Origin of the sequence: Bradyrhizobium sp. JYMT SZCCT0428 (assembly GCF_018131075.1) — a bacterium.
Taxonomy (GTDB): domain Bacteria; phylum Pseudomonadota; class Alphaproteobacteria; order Rhizobiales; family Xanthobacteraceae; genus Bradyrhizobium.
This window is the reverse complement of sequence record NZ_JAFCLS010000017.1, coordinates 1-17,027: the sequence shown is the minus strand read 5'-3', so window position 1 is coordinate 17,027 and position 17,027 is coordinate 1. Positions and strand designations below refer to the sequence as shown.

The following is a 17,027-nucleotide window of genomic DNA, read 5'->3' as shown; positions in this document are numbered from 1 at the left end:
TGCAGGGTCGCTCACGATGCTGCTGCTGGTCGGCACGCAATTTATTTCCCCTGCTGCTGTACTTGGATTTCAAGCCATACCGGACTTTGACGCAGCCTTTATGGTGATGACGGTCGGTATGTTGTTGAGCTCCCGTCCGGGTTGGCGTCGGGCGTATCGCGCGCGCGGGCTCTACGGTCAGGCGGTGCGGCTGCAGAATTGGGGTGCGCAGCTGGCGCAACTCGGTCAATTTGCTGCAACAAGTGCTCACTGCTCTCTATTTTCTGGTCATCGATGCGCCTTGCCAGTTTCCGTTCTTGCGCGGCGCGCGCGCCATTCGTGGAGCTGGATGTTCGGCCTGTTTCGCAAGGCCGCTCCCTTTGCGGTTGCCGGGGCGACAGAGTTGGCGCTGATCAATCTGCCTGTGTTGCTGGTCAGCGCACTGGTGTCCGATTGCATGGCCGTGGCTCAATGGGGCCTGACCCGCATTGTCGCCGGGCTGCTGCGGATGCTTTGCGTTCAGACCGCGCTTCCCCTGGCCGCCGAGCTTGGCCAAGATTATGCAATCGGCTTGAAGGAGCAGTTGTGTAGCCTTTACGCAGGCGGGTCGGTGTTCGTGACATTGCAGGCGAGCGTCGTCGTATCCGGGCTATTGCCGTTCTGGCCGGACTTTTTTGCGCTGTGGACCCACGGCACGGTTCCCTACGCGCCGTCGCTCTTCTGGTGCGGACGAAGGGCCTATAGCTGTCCGTTTTCCTGATTCTCTCGGTTCTGCTCATTCCGACGATGGGATCGCTCGGTGCGGTGCGGTCGTCGCGAGCAACCTGCTGATTCAGATCGGGCTTCTGAGCATCATCATTATCAGGGAAACGCTTCAAAAGGCCGTTTCGCCACCTTGCTTTTCTGGCAGCGATCATGGTTCTCGTGACGTCGGCCAGCTGGTCCATGGGAATTATGGTCCAGTCGTGGCTGCTACGATTTGCCGGCGAGTGCACGCTCTGGGTGATGATGGTCGCTCTGGCCGCGAGCCCGATGCTGAGCGGAAGTTTTCGCGCGCGGCTGATCGCGGCTATCCCGCGCTAGGCCATTACGAGAGCAGACCGGCCTGGCGAATGAGATATTGTCCGTAACCGGTGGCTTTCATCGGTTCGGCCAGCCGCAACAGCTGCTCGGCGTCGATGAAGCCCTGGGCGAACGCGACTTCTTCCGGGCAGGCGATTTTCAGGCCCTGGCGCTTCTCGACGATGTGGATGAATTGCGAGGCTTCCAACAGCGATTCATGGGTGCCGGCGTCGAGCCACGCATAACCGCGGCCGAACCGCTCGACATGAAGCTCGCCGCGTTCGAGGAACCATTGGTTCAGATCGGTGATCTCGAGCTCGCCCCGCGCCGACGGTTTCATTTCGCGCACCACGTCGACCACGCGCTCGTCGTAAAAATAGAGGCCGGTGACGGCGTAGTTCGACTTCGGCGCTTTCGGCTTCTCGACGATCCGCAAGGGGCGATGGGCGGCGTCGAACTCGACCACGCCGTAGCGCTCGGGATCGTCGACCCAGCAGGCGAATACGGTCGCGCCGCGGGTCTGCTGCGCCGAATTGCGCAACAGGGCGCGCAAATTATCGCCATAAAAAATGTTGTCGCCGAGGATCAGCGCCGACGGTTGGCCGGCAAGAAACTCCCGGCCGATCAGGAACGCTTCCGCAATCCCGCCGGGATGGTCCTGGATCGCATAGGATAGCTCGATCCCCCACTGCCTGCCGTCGCCGAGTAGGCGCTTGAACTGATCGATCTCTTCCGGTGTCGTGATAATCAGGAGTTCGCGGATCCCGGCCAGCATCAGCGTGGTCAGCGAGTAATAGATCAACGGCTTGTCGTAGATCGGCAGCAATTGCTTGGAGATGGCGAGCGTCAGCGGATAGAGCCGCGTTCCGCGGCCTCCGGCCAAAACGATCCCTTTGCGGTTCATGCGCCGTGCTCTTCGTGTTCGCTGTGTTGGGGCTTAAATCGGCGTCGCCTCGTTACCACGCGCCGTTCCACATCTCAAAACGCTTTCATTCCCGGTCGCCATCGGCTAGGGATGATGTAATGAAATATACCTAATTATATCAACATCTTACGAGAGGGGTGCGTTGCGCGTTCACAGCCACTGCTATAGCAATGGCACCCACGGTGCCTGGCATCGAAATCGTGCAAGCGCGCCAGCGCTTTACCTCAGGCATGACTGACACCGGCATCATGGCGGAGAGCGTCTACTGCACCTACTTCGATCACAATTACCTGTCGCGCGGGCTGGCCCTATATCATTCGCTGCAGCAGCATGAACCCGGCGCGAGGCTTTGGGTGCTTTGCATGAGCGAAGCCTGCCACCGCATCCTCACCGCGCTCGATCTGCCGGACCTCCGTCCGGTGCGGCTCGAGGTCAAGCCGTATCTCGAAGATGATCAAATCAAAGCCATTCGCAGTCTCTCGGTCGGCAGTCGCCGAGACCATATGTTCAACGTGTTTCGAAGGGTGAGAGTTATGGCTTTTCACGGTATCGATATCGTCACCGGCCGCGTCATTGTGGCGCCGGGCGGCTCGGTTCGTTAAGTCCTGTTGCCCCAGCGAGAGCCAGAATGCGGTTGCTGATCCTCGGCTATTCCTCGATCACGGAGCGGCGCGTCATTCCCGCCGCGGCGAATGTCGCGGCGATCGATGAAATTTCGATTGCCAGCAAGAGTCGTCCCCAGCCGAAAAACTGGCCGAAGGCCGGAGGCTTCTTTAGCGATTATGAAACGGCGCTGCGGAAAAGCGATCCCGATGCCGTCTACCTTTCGCTGCCGAACGCGATGCATGAACACTGGGTGATGTCAGCACCGGCATGCACGTCATCGTCGACAAGCCGGCGATGATGACGCCGGAGGGCAGTCAATGCGCCGTGAAGGAAGCGCGTCGCATCGGTCGTTTGCTCGCCGAGGCGACCGTATTCGGTTATCATCCCAGTTCGAGGCGTTGACGGATTTTCTTGGCCAGAATGGCCCGCTCAGCCACGTCGATGTGCAGTTCACCATCCCACCGCTGCCGATCGCCAATTTTCGTAATCACCGCGAGCTCGGCGGCGGCTGCCTGTTGGACATGGGCCCTTATGCCGCCGGCGTCATGCGGATGCTCGGCGGCGATCCGGCGTCGCAGGTGAGGGCGCTGACCGGCGGCAGACACCCCGAGACCGGCGTCGACATGGGTTTCACGGTGCAGGCACGGCTGGCGAATGGGGCGATCTTTCGGCCATTTCAGCTTCGAGGGCGAATACCAGAACCGCATGCTTGTGGTGGCGCGTTCGGGCTCCGTGATGATAGAACGCGTCTTTAGTCCTCCAGCCGAATTTCGAATGGAATGGCGCCGACGTGTCCGCAATGTCGAGAGCGTTGTAACGTTTGACGTCGCAGATACGTTCGCGCGCTTCCTGGAAGCGGTTGCTTCGGCGATTACAAGCGGCGACCATGAGCGTCTGCACCACGATCTGGCTGCCGACGCCGAATGTCGGGCCCAAATCGCGCAAGCGCTCGCGGAGCGCAACTGAAACGATAATGACGTGAGAAAACCAATCACTGTCTGGGACTATCTTCGGGAATATGACGAATTGAGCGACGAGATCCTCGCCACGGTGGATCGCGTGTTCCAATCCGGTCGCCCTTGTTCTAGGCCGGGCGTCAAATTCGAGCGGGAGATGGCGGCCTATCTGGGCGTGGCCGACGGGGTTGGCGTCAACAGTGGGACCGACGCCATTTACATCGCGCTCGCGGCCTTGGGCGTAAGGGCAGGCGATGAGGTCATCACGGTGCCCAATACCGCGGTGCCGACCGTTTCCGCGATCCGTACGCTTGGCGCCGGTGTTCGTTGACGTCCGCGACAGCGATTTTCTGATGGATGTGGAACAGGTCGAGGCCGCGATCACGCCGCGCACCACAGCCATCATTCCGGTTCCCCTGTACGGCCAGTGCGTCGATCTCGATCCACTGATGGCGGTTGCGCAGCGGCACGGGCTGAAAGTGATGGAGGATTGCGCGCAGTCGCAGGGCGCGCTCTACAAGAACCATCAGGCGGGCAGCGTCGGCCACGCCGCATCCTTTTCGTTTTACCCGACCAAGGTGCTTGGGGCCTATGGCGACGGCGGCATGGTAATGAGCAACGACGAGGCGGTGATCCGTCTTGCCCGCAGCCTGCGCTTCTTCGGCATGGAATCCCAGTATTATTCCGAACGCCACGGTTACAACTCCCGTCTCGATGAAGTGCAGGCGGCGATCCTGTCGCTCAAGCTGCCGCGGGTCGACGGCTGGATCGAACGCCGCCGCGCGATCGCAGCACGTTACGACCAGGGACTTGCCGGCAGCGGCCTGACTCTGCCACGCGAGAACCCAGCCGCCATACCTATTACGTGTACGTGGTCGAGCATCCGACCGACCGCGACGGCGTGCTGCAGCGACTGGCCAAGCGCGACATCAACTGCAACGTTTCGTACCCCTGGCCGATCCATATCATGCGCGGCTGCGCCCATCTCGGATATCACGAAGGCCAGTTCCCGGTCGCGGAACGCAAGGCGAAACGAATTTTCTCGTTGCCGATGTACCCACATCTGAAGGACGAGGAGGTTGACACGGTGATCGACGCACTGAGGGATGTGATCTGATGGCCGAGCGCGCGCACCTTGACTGGTTTCGCGAACGGCTGGTGGCCTCTCGGAACATCGAACCGACGGACCCGGCGCCGATCCTGGCGTGGCGTGAGGACCGGCGCAATTCGATCCAGTTCAAGGCGGACCTGATCGGCCTGCTGCAGGCCAAGGCGGAGCCGGGCAACATCGGCATCCTGCAATTCTGTCCGACTAGTGGTCGAATATCAAGCGCGCCCACGCCGGCAAACGGCCGCCAATGGTCGAAGTCCTCATCGCGGAGGCCGGCGTCCGGATCGTTTATCGGGCGGAGCATAATGAAGAGGGCGGCCGGTTCTGGCAGAAATCCAATGAAAACATCGTCGCATTCCTCGACGACGAGCGCGTGATCGAAACCGACCTGTCGTTGTTTCGCTGGGCAAGCCTCAGCCAGATCAAGGAGCTTGCCTTGATGGACAATCTGCTCAGCCCGTTCGTCAAGACCATCCTGTTGCCGCTGTAGCGGACGGCGGTCAGGACCGCCCGGGTCTCGTCACCGAGAAAAGGTAAGTCTCGGTCGCTGAATGATGCCCAGTGACGCCGTACACGTCGTATGGGATGCACGGCCATTCGCGTTTGAGCCGCAGTCCCGCGTCACGGCATAACGACATAACGACATCAGCTCCTGCTTGCCGAACACGACTTCGACGACCGGCGCGCCGTAGGCGTATTTTCGCAAGTACGTCGTTGGATGATCCGCAAAACCGGCACGGTATAAAAACGCAATCGCGCGACGCGACGCGCGCGGCCCCGCGGATCGCTGCCATAGGAAGCATTCTCGAGCCCGGACTGGCGGCGATAGAGCCAAGCCAGGAAGCGCGGATAAGCCGCGTTAAGCACGAGGATGCGCATGATTTCAGACTGCGATCCGGAAGCCGTAATTCTTGTCGATCCACGCCTGGTAGGCGCCGCTGGTCACGTCGCGCCACCAGGCTTCCTGGTCAAGATACCAGTGTATGGTCTGGCGGAGGCCGGCTTCGAACCCGACGCTGCATCGGCTGCCGAGTTCGGTCGCGAGTTTTGTGGCATCGATCGCATAGCGGTGATCATGGCCGGGCCGGTCGGTCACGAAAGCGATGAGCGAGCGGCAGCTCTTCGCTAAGGCCGCCGGACAGGATGGAAAGCGCGAGGCAAGGTTCTGGTCGGCCGCGAAGGCAGAATTCAGCGTGTCGCAGATCAGGCCGACCACGTCGCGATTGTTGCGTTCGTTGCCGCCGCCAACATTGTAGGTTTCGCCAACGCGACCGCGTTCGATCACGCTCATCAGCGCATCGCAATGGTCGGATACGTGCAGCCAGTCCCGGACGTTGGAGCCGTCGCCATAGACCGGTAGCGGCTTTCCCTCCAGCGCGTGGATGATCATCAGCGGAATCAGTTTTTCCGGGTGCTGATAGGGGCCGTAATTGTTGGAGCAATTGGTGATCAGCGCCGGCATCGCGTAGGTCGCCACGAAGCTGCGCACCAGATGATCGCTTGCGGCCTTGCTCGCGGCGTAAGGCGAATTGGGACGATACGGTGAGGATTCCAGAAAGGCGGTGTCACTGGGTCCAAGCGACCCGTAGACCTCGTCGGTCGACACATGAAGGAAGCGCGCGCGATCGATCGTGCCTGACGCACGCCACGCATCCAGCGCCGCCTTGAGCAGCGTGAAGGTGCCGAGCACGTTGGTTTGCAGGAAGGCCTCGGGATCGACGATGGAGCGGTCGACGTGGGATTCCGCGGCGAGGTGGGCGACGCGGGTGAATTGATGCTTGTCGAACAGCCGCCGTATCAGGGCGGCGTCCTTGATGTCGCCCCTGACGAAGACGATGCTGCCTTCCTTCATCAGCGGTTCGAGGCTGCGGACGTTGGCCGCATAGGTCATGGCATCGACGACAACCAGGCGGTCATCCGGACGCGCCGCACGCCACGCATGGACGAGGTTCTGGCCGATGAAACCCGCGCCGCCGGTGATCAGAACGCTCTGCATCGCAGGCTCCGGGTTGATGACGCCAAAAGATGGTTCCTCGGCAGCGCGTCAGAGTTTGCCATCGTAGCAGGCGATATTCGCTTGGCATCCGCTGGCGAACAGCACGAGAACTTATTGAAACAATAGGGGAATTTCCCCCGAATTCACCGCGATTGCGGTCGCGCGAGTGATAGTCGTTCGGATTCGGACCGTCAATACCGCGCTAAAACACCGAATTATGCAGCTATCAGGCAGGCTTAGCGTTCGTCTGCGATCACCCTGCCGTCGTTTGGCAGCGAGCCGGCGCCGACCAGTTCGACATTGCCGCCGAGCTTGGTCACCGCGCGAAGTGTTGTGGCGAGTTCGGCCTGAACGGTCTCGCTGGGAGACGTGGTCTCCGCCTTCAGCGTCATCAGATCGCTCTCGCCCGATCGCGTCACGACAAGGCGCAGCCGCCCGAGGTCAGGATGGCGCTTGCCGATGTCGGCGATCTGCTCCGGCCGCACGAACATGCCCTTGACCTTGGTGGTTTGGTCGGCGCGGCCCATCCAGCCCTTGATACGCATGTTGGTGCGCCCGCAGTCGCTTGTCCCCGGCAGCACTGCCGTGAGATCGCCCAGCGCGAGCCGGATCCAGGGGTGGTGCAGATCGAGCGAGGTGACGACGATCTCGCCGACGTCACCGGGGGCGACGGGATCGCCGGTGCCGGGCTGCACGATTTCGAAGATCAGGTCCTCGTTCACGACCATGCCGTCATGGGCCGCGGTCTCGAAGGCGATCAGGCCGAGGTCGGCGGTGCCGAACGCCTGGTAGGCATCGACGCCGCGCGCCTTGACCTCGTCCTGCAGTGATTTCGGAAAGGCCGCGCCGGAAACCAGCGCGCGCTTGATCGAAGAGACGTCGCGCCCGGCGCTTGCGGCGGCATCGAGCAGGATTTTGAGGAAGTCCGGTGTGCCGCTGTAGCCGACCGGCCGATAGGCCTCGATCAGCTCGAACTGCGCTTCGGTGTTGCCGGGGCCGGCCGGGATGACGGCACAGCCGAGCGCCCGCGCCGAGGCGTCGAAAATGAAGCCGCCGGGCGTCAGATGGTAGCTGAAGGTGTTGAGCACGACGTCGCCGGGCCGGAAGCCGGCCGCAAACAGCGCCCGCGCGCCGCGCCAGGGGTCGGCATGAACAGCCTCAGGCTCGAAGATCGGCCCCGGAGAGGTGAACAACCGTCCAAACGACCCCGGGAGGCCCGCCACGAGCCCACCGAAGGGGGGTGCGGCCTTGTGCAGGGCAGGGAGCTCGGACTTGCGCAGCACCGGCAGGCGCGCCAGTGCGGCCCGGTCGGTCACGGAAGCCGGATCGATGCCCTTCAGGCGTTCGGCATAAGCAGGCGCCGCCATTGCCCGGCGCAGCACGTCCGGCAGCCGCGAGAGCAATTCGGCCTCGCGCTGGATCGGATCACGCGTTTCAACGGCGTCGTAATGGTCGGTCATGAGTCAGTCTTTCTTTCGTCATTCCGAGGCGCGCGGAATCCATAACTACGATCGTGAGTATGGATTCCCCGATGCGCAAGTGCGCAGCCGAGGCCTGCGCCAAGAGGCGCATCCCGGAATGGCGGCTGTTACAGCCACCGCTTCCGTCTCTTGAAGCTCTTCAGGTTCTTGAAGCTCTTGCGCTGGTCGCCGGCGCCGCCGAGGTAAAACTCCTTCACATCCTCATTGTCGCGCAACTCGTCGGCGGAGCCGTCGAGCACCACCTTGCCCTGTTCCATGATGTAGCCATGGCTCGCGACCGAGAGCGCCGCCCGTGCGTTCTGCTCCACCAGCAGGATGGTGACGCCGAGGTCGCGGTTGATCTCCTTGATGATCCCGAACACTTCCTTGACCAGCAGCGGCGACAGCCCCATCGAGGGCTCGTCCATCAGGATCATCTTCGGGCGCGCCATCAGCGCGCGGCCGATCGCCAGCATCTGCTGTTCGCCGCCGGAGAGGTATCCGGCGAGCCCCGTGCGCTCCTTGAGGCGCGGGAAATAACGAAAGACCATGTCGATGTCGGCGCCGACCTCGTTGTCGGTGCGGGTAAAGGCGCCGAGCTTGAGGTTTTCCACCGACGTCATGTCTGAAATGATGCGGCGGCCCTCCATCACCTGGAAGATGCCGCGGCGGACGATCTTGTCAGGATCGATGCCGTTGATGCGCTCGCCGTCGAACACGATCTCGCCGCGGGTGACCTCGCCGTCCTCGGTCTTGAGCAGGCCGGAGATCGCTTTGAGCGTCGTCGATTTGCCGGCGCCATTGGCGCCGAGCAGCGCCACGATCGCGCCCTTTGGCACTTCGAGGCTCAATCCGCGCAGCACCAGGATGACGTTGTCGTACACCACCTCGATGTTGCGCACGTCGAGCAGCGGCGCGGTGGCGGCGGGGATGCTGCGCGTTGTTTCGACGGTTTCAGTCATGTCCTGATCACCTTCCGCTGTCATCACCCGCGAAAGCGGGTGATCCAGTATTCCAGAGGCATCTGCGATTAATCGAGACGCTGCGGCGTACTGGACCCCCGCTTTCGCCGGGATGACAGCTGAGTGTTGCCTACGGGATTACCAGCCCAGCCATTCGGCCTTGCGCGGCAGGTCGATGACCTTCACCTTGTCGAGCTTGATCGCGCCGTTCTTGACGAGATCGTTCAGCGGCGCATCGGTCGCACCGGCGACCTTCATCCGGTAGAGATCGACCTTGAGCGTGCCGCGGTGGTCCTTGTCGGTCCAGGTTGACGGATTGCAGACGCCGTCCATGCCGGCCGGCACCCAATCCTTCTTCTGGTAGAAGCCCTTCTTGACGTTCTCGCCGGTGGCGCCGCCGTTCTTGGCAGCCCATTCGACGGCTTCCTTCATGTAGAGCGCGGTGCAGACGCCGGCGATGTAGTGGACCGGACGGTAGGCGGTTCCGCCCGCATCGGACATCTTGGAGATGTCCATCACGGTCTTCATGCCGGGAGCGTTGCCGCCCCAGGCCACGGCGGTGCGCAGCGGAAACACCACGCCGTCGGCGGCGGCGCCGGCGGCCTTGGCGGCATTCTCGTCCATGCCCCAGACGTTGCCGAGGAACTGGACGTCGACGCCGGCAGCCTTGCAGGCGTTCAGGACCGAGATGTTCGAGCCAGCGGTGTTGCCGAGATAAGCGTAGTTGGCGCCGGAGCTCTTCAGGGTCAGGCACTGCGCGCTGTAGTCACCCGGCGTCAGCGCGAACACGATCGGCGGCAGCAGCTCGAAGCCGAGTTCGGCCGCGATAGCTTCACCCGCGGCCTTTGGCGCGTTCGGATACGGGTGGTTGGCGCCCATATGGACGAATTTCGGCTTGCCCGGCTTGCCCTTGGCCTTCCAGTCCTCGGCCGCCCAGGTCAGCATGCCGCGAACGGCGTCCGAATAGCTCGGGCCATAGAAGAAATTGTAGGGTGCGGGCTTGGCCTTGCCGCCGGCACCGGTCGGGTCCGAAAGGGCTGCGGCGTAGGACGCCGAGATGTCGGGGATCTTGTCTTCGGCCAGGAAGCCGGTGAGGGCTTCGGTGTCGGCGGTGCCCCATCCGAGAATGGCCGCAACCTTGTCGGCGCCCGACCATTTCTTGTACTGGGCGATCGCGCGCGGCACCTGATAGCCGTAGTCGACGGTATCGACCTTGACCTGGGTGCCGTTGATGCCGCCGTTCTTGTTGATCCAGGCATAGGTGTCGGCGACGCCCTGTCCGAACGGCGTTCCAACGTCGGACGTGGCGCCCGAATAATCGGCAAGATGACCCAGCGAGATCGGGGCTTGCGCGCTGGCTGAAGTCGCGCCGAGCAGGAGCGCAAGCGAGGCAGTGCCCAATAAAATCTTCATCGTCATTATATTTCCTCCGGTCTTTTGTTGAGGTCTTTGTCGTCGGTCCCGTTCCTTCCTCAATGTGAGAACGGGTAGAGTTTCCAGTAAGCCTTGATGCGTCGCCAGCGGTGCGCGAGTCCGTCCGGTTCAAAGACCAGAAAGACGATGATGATGATGCCGATGGCCATCTCGCGCAGGAAAGCGATGTTGTTCTTCAGTCCCAGGAACTGATCAATCGGGCTGTCGCGCAGCGCGACGCTGAGCCATTCCATCGATTCCGGCAGCAGTACCATGAAGGCCGTGCCCATCAGCGTGCCCATGACCGAGCCGATGCCGCCGATAATGATCATTGCAAGAAAAATGATCGAGCGGTCGATGCCGAAACCTTCATTGGAGACCACCTGGTTGTAATGCGCATAGAGCGCTCCGCCGACGCCCGCAAAGAAGGCGGCGAGGCCGAACGACAAGGTGCGATATTTGGTGAGATTGATGCCCATGATCTCGGCGGACAGATAGTGGTCGCGCACCGCGACCAGCGCGCGGCCGTCGCGCGAACGGATCAAATTGGTCACCAGCAGATAGCAGACGACGACGTAAGCGAGCACGACGTAGAAGTATTTCTTATCGCCGCGCAGCGAGTAGCCGAAGATCGAGAATGGCTCCGCGCTCGCAGGCACGCTGCCGCCGGTGAACCATTCAGCGCGTGCGAAGAAATCCAGCAGGATATATTGCGCGGCCAGCGTTGCGATCGCGAGATAGAGTCCCTTCAGGCGCGCCGCGGGCAGCCCGAAGATCAGGCCGACCGCTGCCGTAACCACGCCCGCGAGCGGAATACAGAAGAACACGGGGATGCCGAACCGGTTCGACAGATAGGCTGACGTGAAAGCGCCGAACCCGAAGAAGGCGGCGTGGCCGATCGAGATCTGGCCGGTGAAGCCGACCACGATGTTGAGGCCGAGGGCTGCGATGCCGAAGATGCCGATCTGGATCAGCAGGCTGAGGGTGTATTCATTGAGAACATGCGGCGCAAAGCAGATCAGGACGATGCCGACGATCATCGCGTTGCGGCTGGTCCGGGTCGGAAACACGGTGGTATCCGCCGCATAGGTGGTGCGGAAATCGCCGGCGGGGATCAGGGTCTGGGTTGCCATGATGGATTACACCCGCTCGATGTCTTTGGTGCCGAACAGGCCATAGGGCTTGATCATCAGGATGATGATCAGCGCATAGAACGGCGCGATTTCGTACAGATTGCCCCAGTGCAGATACTCGCTGTCGAGGAAATGCGCGAAGTTTTCCAATAGGCCGATGATGATGCCGCCGAGCACGGCGCCGCCGACGCTGTCGAGGCCGCCGAGGATCGCGGCCGGAAACACCTTGACGCCATAGGCCGAAAGTCCTGCCGAGACGCCGTTGACGACCGCCACCACGACGCCGGCCACCGCCGAAACCGTCGCCGAGATCGCCCAGGCCATCGCGAAGACGCTCTTGACCGAGATGCCGAGCGATTGCGCCACCTGCTGGTTGAACGCAGTGGCGCGCATCGCGAGGCCGTACTTGGACAGGCGGAAGAACCACGCCATACCCACCATCATCGCCAGCGAAACCGCAAGGCTCATCAAATAGACGGTCTGAACCTGCAGTCCAAGGATGTTGACATTCTGGGTCGTGAAGACGCGCGGAAACGGCTGCAGATTGACGCCGAACATCCATTTCATCAGCGCGGAGAACACGGTGGAGAGCGCAATCGTCACCATGATCACCGAGATGATGGGTTCGCCGACCATCGGGCGCAGGATCACCACCTGGATGGCGATGCCGAACAGGAACATGAACACCAGCGTGATCGGCATGCCCAGATAGAACGGTACCTGGTATTTCGTCAGCAGCCACCAGCACACCCAGGCGCCGATCAGCAGCAATTCGCCTTGCGCGAAATTCACCACCTGGGTGGCCTTGTAGATCAGCACGAACGACATCGCGACCACGCCATAAAGCGTGCCGACCACGAGGCCGTTGACCAGGAGCTGGATCAGTAGCTGGGTGTTCATTCCGCGGCCTCTGCGAGCGGTGCGTTGTTTCCGAGATCGACGACCCGCAGCGTGGTGCGGATGCGCTGGGTGGTGCCGTCCTGGAAGCGGATCACGGTGTCGACCGGAATGTCGCGCTTGCCGCCATAGATCGCGTCGATGATCCCGGCATACTTCTCGTTGATGACGCTGCGGCGAACTTTTCGGGTGCGGGTAAGCTCGCCATCGTCGGCGTCGAGTTCCTTGTAGAGCAGCAGGAAGCGCGAGATGCGCTGCGCCGGCGGCAGCGTGGCGTTGACGGATTCGACCTCCTTGCGCACCAGTTCATAGACTTCGGGGCGCGAGGAGAGATCGGTGTAGGTCGTGAACGAGATGCGGTTCTTCTCCGCCCATTTCGAGATGATCGAGTAGCGGATGCAGATCATCGCGGCCAGCGCGTCGCGGCCGGCGCCGAGCACGACGGTCTCGGCGATGTAGGGCGAGAACTTCAGCTTGTTCTCCAGATATTGCGGCGAGAAGCGTTCGCCGCGGGAGGTCTCGGCGAGATCCTTGATGCGGTCGATGACCACGAGCTGCGTATTGTCGTCGAAATAGCCGGCATCGCCGGAATGCATCCAGCCATCCTTCATGTCGGCGGCGGAGGCTTCCGGATTTTTGTAATAGCCGAGATACATGTTGGGGTGACGCACCACGATTTCGCCGACGCCGTTGACGTCGGGGTTGTCGACGCGAATCTCGATGTCGGATGCCATCGGCACGCCCGTGGTATCCGGATCGACCTTGCCGGCCGGATGCAGCGTGTAGGCCCCGAGCAGTTCGGTCTGGCCGTAGAGCGTGCGCAGCGGCACGCCCATGGCCTGGAAGAATTTGAACGTATCCGGCCCGAGCGCCGCGCCGCCGGTGGCGGCCGAGCGCAGCCGCGTGAAACCGAGGCGGTCGCGCAAGGCGCGGAACAGCAGCTGGTCGGCGAGCAGGGATTGCTTGCCTTCGGCAAGCGCCGCCAGGCCCGCCTTCATGCCGAGGTCATAGAGCTTTTGCTTGAGCGGCGAGGAGTCCATCACGCCGGCACGCACATCGGCCGCAATCGATTCCCAGACCCGCGGCGCGAACAGCACGAAGGTCGGCGCAATCTCGCGGAAATCGTGCATCATGGTCTCAGGCTCTTCGACGAAGTTGACCTTCATCCGGCAGAGCAGTCCTTTGCCGAGGGCGTAGACCTGTTCCATGATCCAGGGCAGCGGCAGCACCGAGACGTATTCGTCGTCCGGTCCCTTCGGATCGAAGGTGAGATACGTCGCGCAATGCCGGAGCACCCGCCCGGCGGCCAGCATCGCGAGCTTGGGATTGGCCGTGGTGCCCGACGTGGTGCAGAGGATGGCGACATCCTCGCCCTTTGTTGCGTCGACCAGGCGGTCATAGAGGCCGTTTTCGCGCGCGGCGCGGTCGCGCCCCATCGCCACTAATTTGTCGGCTTCCATCAGGCGCGGGTCGTCGTATTTCCGCATGCCGCGCGGGTCGGAGTAAATGATGTGCTTGAGGTTGGGCACGCGCTCAGCTAGTGCGAGCAGCTTGTCGACCTGTTCTTCGTCCTCGGCGAACACCAGTTTGGCTTCGCCATAGCTCAACAAATAGGCGGCTTCCTCATCCAGCACGTCGCGATAGAGGCCAAGGCTCATGCCGCCGATGGCGTGCGTGGCGATCTCGGCCGCCATCCAGTCCGGCCGGTTGTCGCCGATGATGCCGATAACGTCGCCGCGTCCGAGCCCGAGTTCCGTCATGCCCAGCGCGAAGTCGTGCACCCGGGTCTGGTAGTCGTTCCAGGTGAAGACGCGCCACAGCCCGTGATCCTTTTCGCGTAGCGCGATCTCGCCCCCGTGCTCCTTCGCGTTGAGGCGCAGCAGCTTCGGATAGGTGTCGGCCTTTGCGGCGCGTCCGGCGTAATCCATCATGCCGCGCTCTCCGCCGGAGCGTCATCCGGATCGACCAGGGCTTCGTCCTCTTCGCCGAGATAAGCGCGTTTGACATGGGGGTCGGCCAGCACCGCGGCCGGGTCGCCTTCGGCGATCTTGCGGCCGAAATCCAGCACCATGACGCGATGGGAGATATCCATCACCACGCCCATGTCATGTTCGATCATCATCACGGTCATGCCGAACTCTTCGTTGAGATCGACGATGTAGCGCGCCATGTCTTCCTTCTCTTCGAAGTTCATGCCGGCCATCGGCTCGTCGAGCAGGATCAGTTGCGGCTCAAGCGCCATGGCGCGCGCCAGTTCGACGCGCTTGCGCAAACCGTAGGGCAGGGTGCCGGCGGTCGCCTTGCGCACCAACTGCAGATCAAGGAAGTCGATGATCTCCTCGACCTTGCGGCGGTGCTCGAGTTCCTCGCGACGCGCGCCGGTCAGCCAGTACAGCGATCCCGTGATGAAATTATTCGTCAGCAAATGGTGCCGACCGACCATGATGTTGTCGAGCACGCTCATATGGTGGAACAGCGCCAGATTCTGGAAGGTACGGCCGATGCCGAGCGAGGGCCGCGCATTGGGATTGAGGCCGGTGATGTCCTTGCCGCGATAGAACAACTGGCCTTCGGTCGGCTTGTAGCGGCCCGAAATGCAATTGACGATGGAGGTCTTGCCGGCGCCATTCGGGCCGATGATCGAAAACAATTCGCCATCGTTGACGCCGAAACTGACCTCGGTCAGCGCGCGGACGCCACCAAAGCGCAGTGATACCCCGCGCACTTCCAACGTGTAAGCCACTCATTCCCTCCAGATACGGCGCTTAGGCAGCGCTCTTTATCTCTTCGCTCAATCGCTCTCGCGATCCTACATCGGCGGCTATTGCGAGACCATCCGACTAATGCCGAGCGCCGCGAGGCGTTCGACCTGCCGGTTGGCAGGAATACATGCGCGGTAACGCCGCACCCGCAATTCCCGACCGCTCCCGCGCATTGTCCGATCGCCCGGTTGGGGCATCAGCCGGCTGATGCGAGGTGGTCCTCAATAGTGGAAAGCGTTGCGTTGAAATGTCATGTGCCTGACAATTGGTCAGCAATTTTCGATCGTGTCGTCATGCGGCAGGTTTCCGCTCCCATGGAGCCTGGTAAGGACTTGGGGTCGTTGTTGCGGCGCAATATGATGAAGGCAAAGGTCGCAGGCGATGAGTCGATGAGATCATGATTGCCCCGGATTCCCTGAAACGCATCGCGTCCTGGTCACGCGAGCTGAACGAACGCGAGATCGAGATCGCGCGCGCCGGCATCGTCGAAAAATCCTACCGCGCCAATGAATTCATCTTTATGCGCGGCGACCCCTTCGAATACTGGACCGGCGTTGTCACGGGTCTCGCCCGGATGGGGATCGTATCCCGCGGTGGCAAGGCCGCCAGCTTCGCCGGCCTGACGGCAGGCGCCTGGTTTGGCGAAGGCTCCGTGCTCAAGAATGAGCCGCGGCGCTACGACGTGGTGGCGTTGCGCGACACCCGCCTGGCGATGATGAACCGCACGACCTTCATCTGGCTGTTCGAGAACAGCGTCGGGTTCAATCGTTTCCTGGTCCGGCAACTTAATGAGCGTTTGGGCCAGTTCATCGGGCTGCTCGAATACGGCCGCACGCTGGACGCGACCGCGCGCCTGGCACGTTCGATCGCCTCCTTGTTCAATCCCATCCTGTATCCCGACCTCACACCGCATCTGGAGATCACGCAGGAGGAAATCGTGGCGCTGTCGGGCATATCCCGGCAAAATGCCAACCAGTGCCTGAAGCGGCTGGAGAAGGAGGGCCTGCTCCGGCTCGAATATGGCGGGGTGACCATCATCGACCTCGATCGGTTACGCCGCTATGGCGAGTGACGCCGCAAATCCGTTCACCGCGGCGCGTGTTTTTAACTGGAATAGGTTTACCAGTGGGCTAGCCCGCACTGGGCGCCTAAAGGTCTGATTCCAAACGGTTTTAGGATTAGACTCCGCCGGGGCCGGATGCTATGGCCTGCGCCGCGTGGTTGAAGCCCCTTGCGCGTCCGGTTCGGCTGGGCGAATGGGGCTGCGAGGGGCTTTGCCGGCCCCGCGGACGTACCCGGAAGGGTTGGTGTGTCCGGCGGCCGGGGAACTTACTGGCGTTCGCGCTGCCTTGAGGCGGCGCCGGGGTGTTGGAGAGAATATGTCGGCTCAAGATTCGAAGCAGCGCGTTGCGCTGATTACGGGCGTCACCGGCCAGGACGGTGCCTATCTGGCCGAGTACCTGCTTGGTCTCGGTTACACCGTGCATGGCATCAAGCGCCGCTCGTCCTCGTTCAATACGGCGCGGGTCGACCATCTCTATCAGGACCCCCACGCCGGCAACGTGCCGTTCCTGATGCATTATGGGGACATGACCGACTCCACCAATTTGATCCGGTTGATGCAGCAGATCAGGCCGACCGAGATCTATAACCTCGCCGCGCAAAGTCACGTCGCCGTCAGCTTCGACAGCCCGGAATATACCGCCAATGCCGACGGCATCGGCGTGCTGCGCCTGCTCGAGGCGATCCGGATCCTCGGCATGGA

At 62.1% G+C, this 17,027-nt stretch carries 19 protein-coding genes and 1 pseudogene; 11 read left to right on the top strand and 9 right to left on the bottom strand.

From position 1 onward, the window contains the following. Positions 1–16 precede the first annotated feature (16 nt). Both JQ575_RS18745 and JQ575_RS18740 read left to right on the top strand, forming a co-directional pair. Positions 17–739, top strand: coding sequence for a hypothetical protein (locus JQ575_RS18745; RefSeq protein WP_212034695.1), 723 nt, complete (start codon positions 17–19; stop codon positions 737–739). A gap of 155 nt (positions 740–894) precedes the next feature. Beyond that, a complete protein-coding gene (locus JQ575_RS18740; RefSeq protein WP_212034694.1) occupies positions 895–1,062 on the top strand; it encodes a hypothetical protein in 168 nt (55 codons plus the stop codon). 4 nt (positions 1,063–1,066) lie between these two features. Here JQ575_RS18740 and rfbA read toward each other — a convergent pair whose 3' ends face one another. Then, positions 1,067–1,945 carry a glucose-1-phosphate thymidylyltransferase RfbA gene (gene rfbA, locus JQ575_RS18735; RefSeq protein WP_212034693.1) on the bottom strand — a complete coding sequence of 293 codons (879 nt, stop codon included), beginning with the start codon at positions 1,943–1,945 and terminating at the stop codon, positions 1,067–1,069. 203 nt (positions 1,946–2,148) lie between these two features. Between rfbA and JQ575_RS18730 the strand changes: the two genes are divergently transcribed. From JQ575_RS18730 to JQ575_RS18700, 7 genes and pseudogenes are all read left to right on the top strand, one after another. After that, positions 2,149–2,568: a hypothetical protein gene (locus tag JQ575_RS18730; RefSeq protein WP_212034692.1), complete on the top strand. Its 420-nt coding sequence runs from the start codon at positions 2,149–2,151 to the stop codon at positions 2,566–2,568. Positions 2,569–2,600: 32 nt separating this feature from the next. Next, a complete protein-coding gene (locus JQ575_RS18725) occupies positions 2,601–2,870 on the top strand; it encodes a hypothetical protein (protein ID WP_212034691.1) in 270 nt (89 codons plus the stop codon). 19 nt (positions 2,871–2,889) lie between these two features. Continuing rightward, positions 2,890–3,327 (top strand): hypothetical protein, encoded by a 438-nt coding sequence (locus JQ575_RS46460; protein ID WP_409364800.1) that lies wholly within the window; start codon positions 2,890–2,892, stop codon positions 3,325–3,327. Then, positions 3,278–3,538 (top strand): hypothetical protein, encoded by a 261-nt coding sequence (locus JQ575_RS18715; protein ID WP_212034689.1) that lies wholly within the window; start codon positions 3,278–3,280, stop codon positions 3,536–3,538. The genes JQ575_RS46460 and JQ575_RS18715 overlap by 50 nt, the downstream gene beginning before the upstream one ends. Positions 3,539–3,550: 12 nt before the next feature. After that, a pseudogene (locus JQ575_RS46455) lies at positions 3,551–4,298 on the top strand (DegT/DnrJ/EryC1/StrS family aminotransferase); the annotation flags it as partial. Positions 4,299–4,393: 95 nt separating this feature from the next. Beyond that, complete coding sequence (locus tag JQ575_RS46450; protein ID WP_409364799.1) at positions 4,394–4,645, top strand: DegT/DnrJ/EryC1/StrS family aminotransferase; 252 nt, start codon at positions 4,394–4,396, stop codon at positions 4,643–4,645. A gap of 208 nt (positions 4,646–4,853) precedes the next feature. Further along, on the top strand, positions 4,854–5,129 hold the full coding sequence (locus JQ575_RS18700; protein ID WP_312015969.1) for an NDP-hexose 2,3-dehydratase family protein: 276 nt from the start codon (positions 4,854–4,856) through the stop codon (positions 5,127–5,129). Between the two features lie 393 nt (positions 5,130–5,522). On the opposite strand, the gene rfbB is transcribed toward JQ575_RS18700, so the two are convergent. From rfbB to JQ575_RS18660, 8 genes are all read right to left on the bottom strand, one after another. Continuing rightward, positions 5,523–6,635: a dTDP-glucose 4,6-dehydratase gene (gene rfbB, locus JQ575_RS18695; protein WP_212034685.1), complete on the bottom strand. Its 1,113-nt coding sequence runs from the start codon at positions 6,633–6,635 to the stop codon at positions 5,523–5,525. Between the two features lie 236 nt (positions 6,636–6,871). Beyond that, complete coding sequence (locus JQ575_RS18690; RefSeq protein WP_212034684.1) at positions 6,872–8,095, bottom strand: phenylacetate--CoA ligase family protein; 1,224 nt, start codon at positions 8,093–8,095, stop codon at positions 6,872–6,874. 128 nt (positions 8,096–8,223) lie between these two features. Continuing rightward, positions 8,224–9,057 carry an ABC transporter ATP-binding protein gene (locus tag JQ575_RS18685; protein WP_212034683.1) on the bottom strand — a complete coding sequence of 278 codons (834 nt, stop codon included), beginning with the start codon at positions 9,055–9,057 and terminating at the stop codon, positions 8,224–8,226. Positions 9,058–9,195: 138 nt separating this feature from the next. After that, positions 9,196–10,476 carry an ABC transporter substrate-binding protein gene (locus JQ575_RS18680; RefSeq protein ID WP_212034682.1) on the bottom strand — a complete coding sequence of 427 codons (1,281 nt, stop codon included), beginning with the start codon at positions 10,474–10,476 and terminating at the stop codon, positions 9,196–9,198. A 53-nt stretch (positions 10,477–10,529) separates the two neighbouring features. Next, positions 10,530–11,603 (bottom strand): branched-chain amino acid ABC transporter permease, encoded by a 1,074-nt coding sequence (locus tag JQ575_RS18675; RefSeq protein ID WP_212034681.1) that lies wholly within the window; start codon positions 11,601–11,603, stop codon positions 10,530–10,532. 6 nt (positions 11,604–11,609) lie between these two features. Then, positions 11,610–12,503 carry a branched-chain amino acid ABC transporter permease gene (locus tag JQ575_RS18670; protein WP_211997460.1) on the bottom strand — a complete coding sequence of 298 codons (894 nt, stop codon included), beginning with the start codon at positions 12,501–12,503 and terminating at the stop codon, positions 11,610–11,612. Further along, on the bottom strand, positions 12,500–14,431 hold the full coding sequence (locus tag JQ575_RS18665; RefSeq protein ID WP_212034680.1) for a long-chain fatty acid--CoA ligase: 1,932 nt from the start codon (positions 14,429–14,431) through the stop codon (positions 12,500–12,502). The genes JQ575_RS18670 and JQ575_RS18665 overlap by 4 nt, the downstream gene beginning before the upstream one ends. Further along, on the bottom strand, positions 14,428–15,243 hold the full coding sequence (locus JQ575_RS18660; RefSeq protein ID WP_212034679.1) for an ABC transporter ATP-binding protein: 816 nt from the start codon (positions 15,241–15,243) through the stop codon (positions 14,428–14,430). Before JQ575_RS18660 ends, JQ575_RS18665 begins: the two co-directional genes overlap by 4 nt. Before the next feature lie 416 nt (positions 15,244–15,659). Between JQ575_RS18660 and JQ575_RS18655 the strand changes: the two genes are divergently transcribed. Together JQ575_RS18655 and JQ575_RS18650 are read left to right on the top strand one after the other, a co-directional pair. Further along, on the top strand, positions 15,660–16,334 hold the full coding sequence (locus JQ575_RS18655; protein ID WP_212034678.1) for a Crp/Fnr family transcriptional regulator: 675 nt from the start codon (positions 15,660–15,662) through the stop codon (positions 16,332–16,334). A gap of 307 nt (positions 16,335–16,641) precedes the next feature. Continuing rightward, positions 16,642–17,027: GDP-mannose 4,6-dehydratase (locus JQ575_RS18650; protein WP_212034677.1), on the top strand; the 386-nt coding region annotated here is incomplete at its 3' end.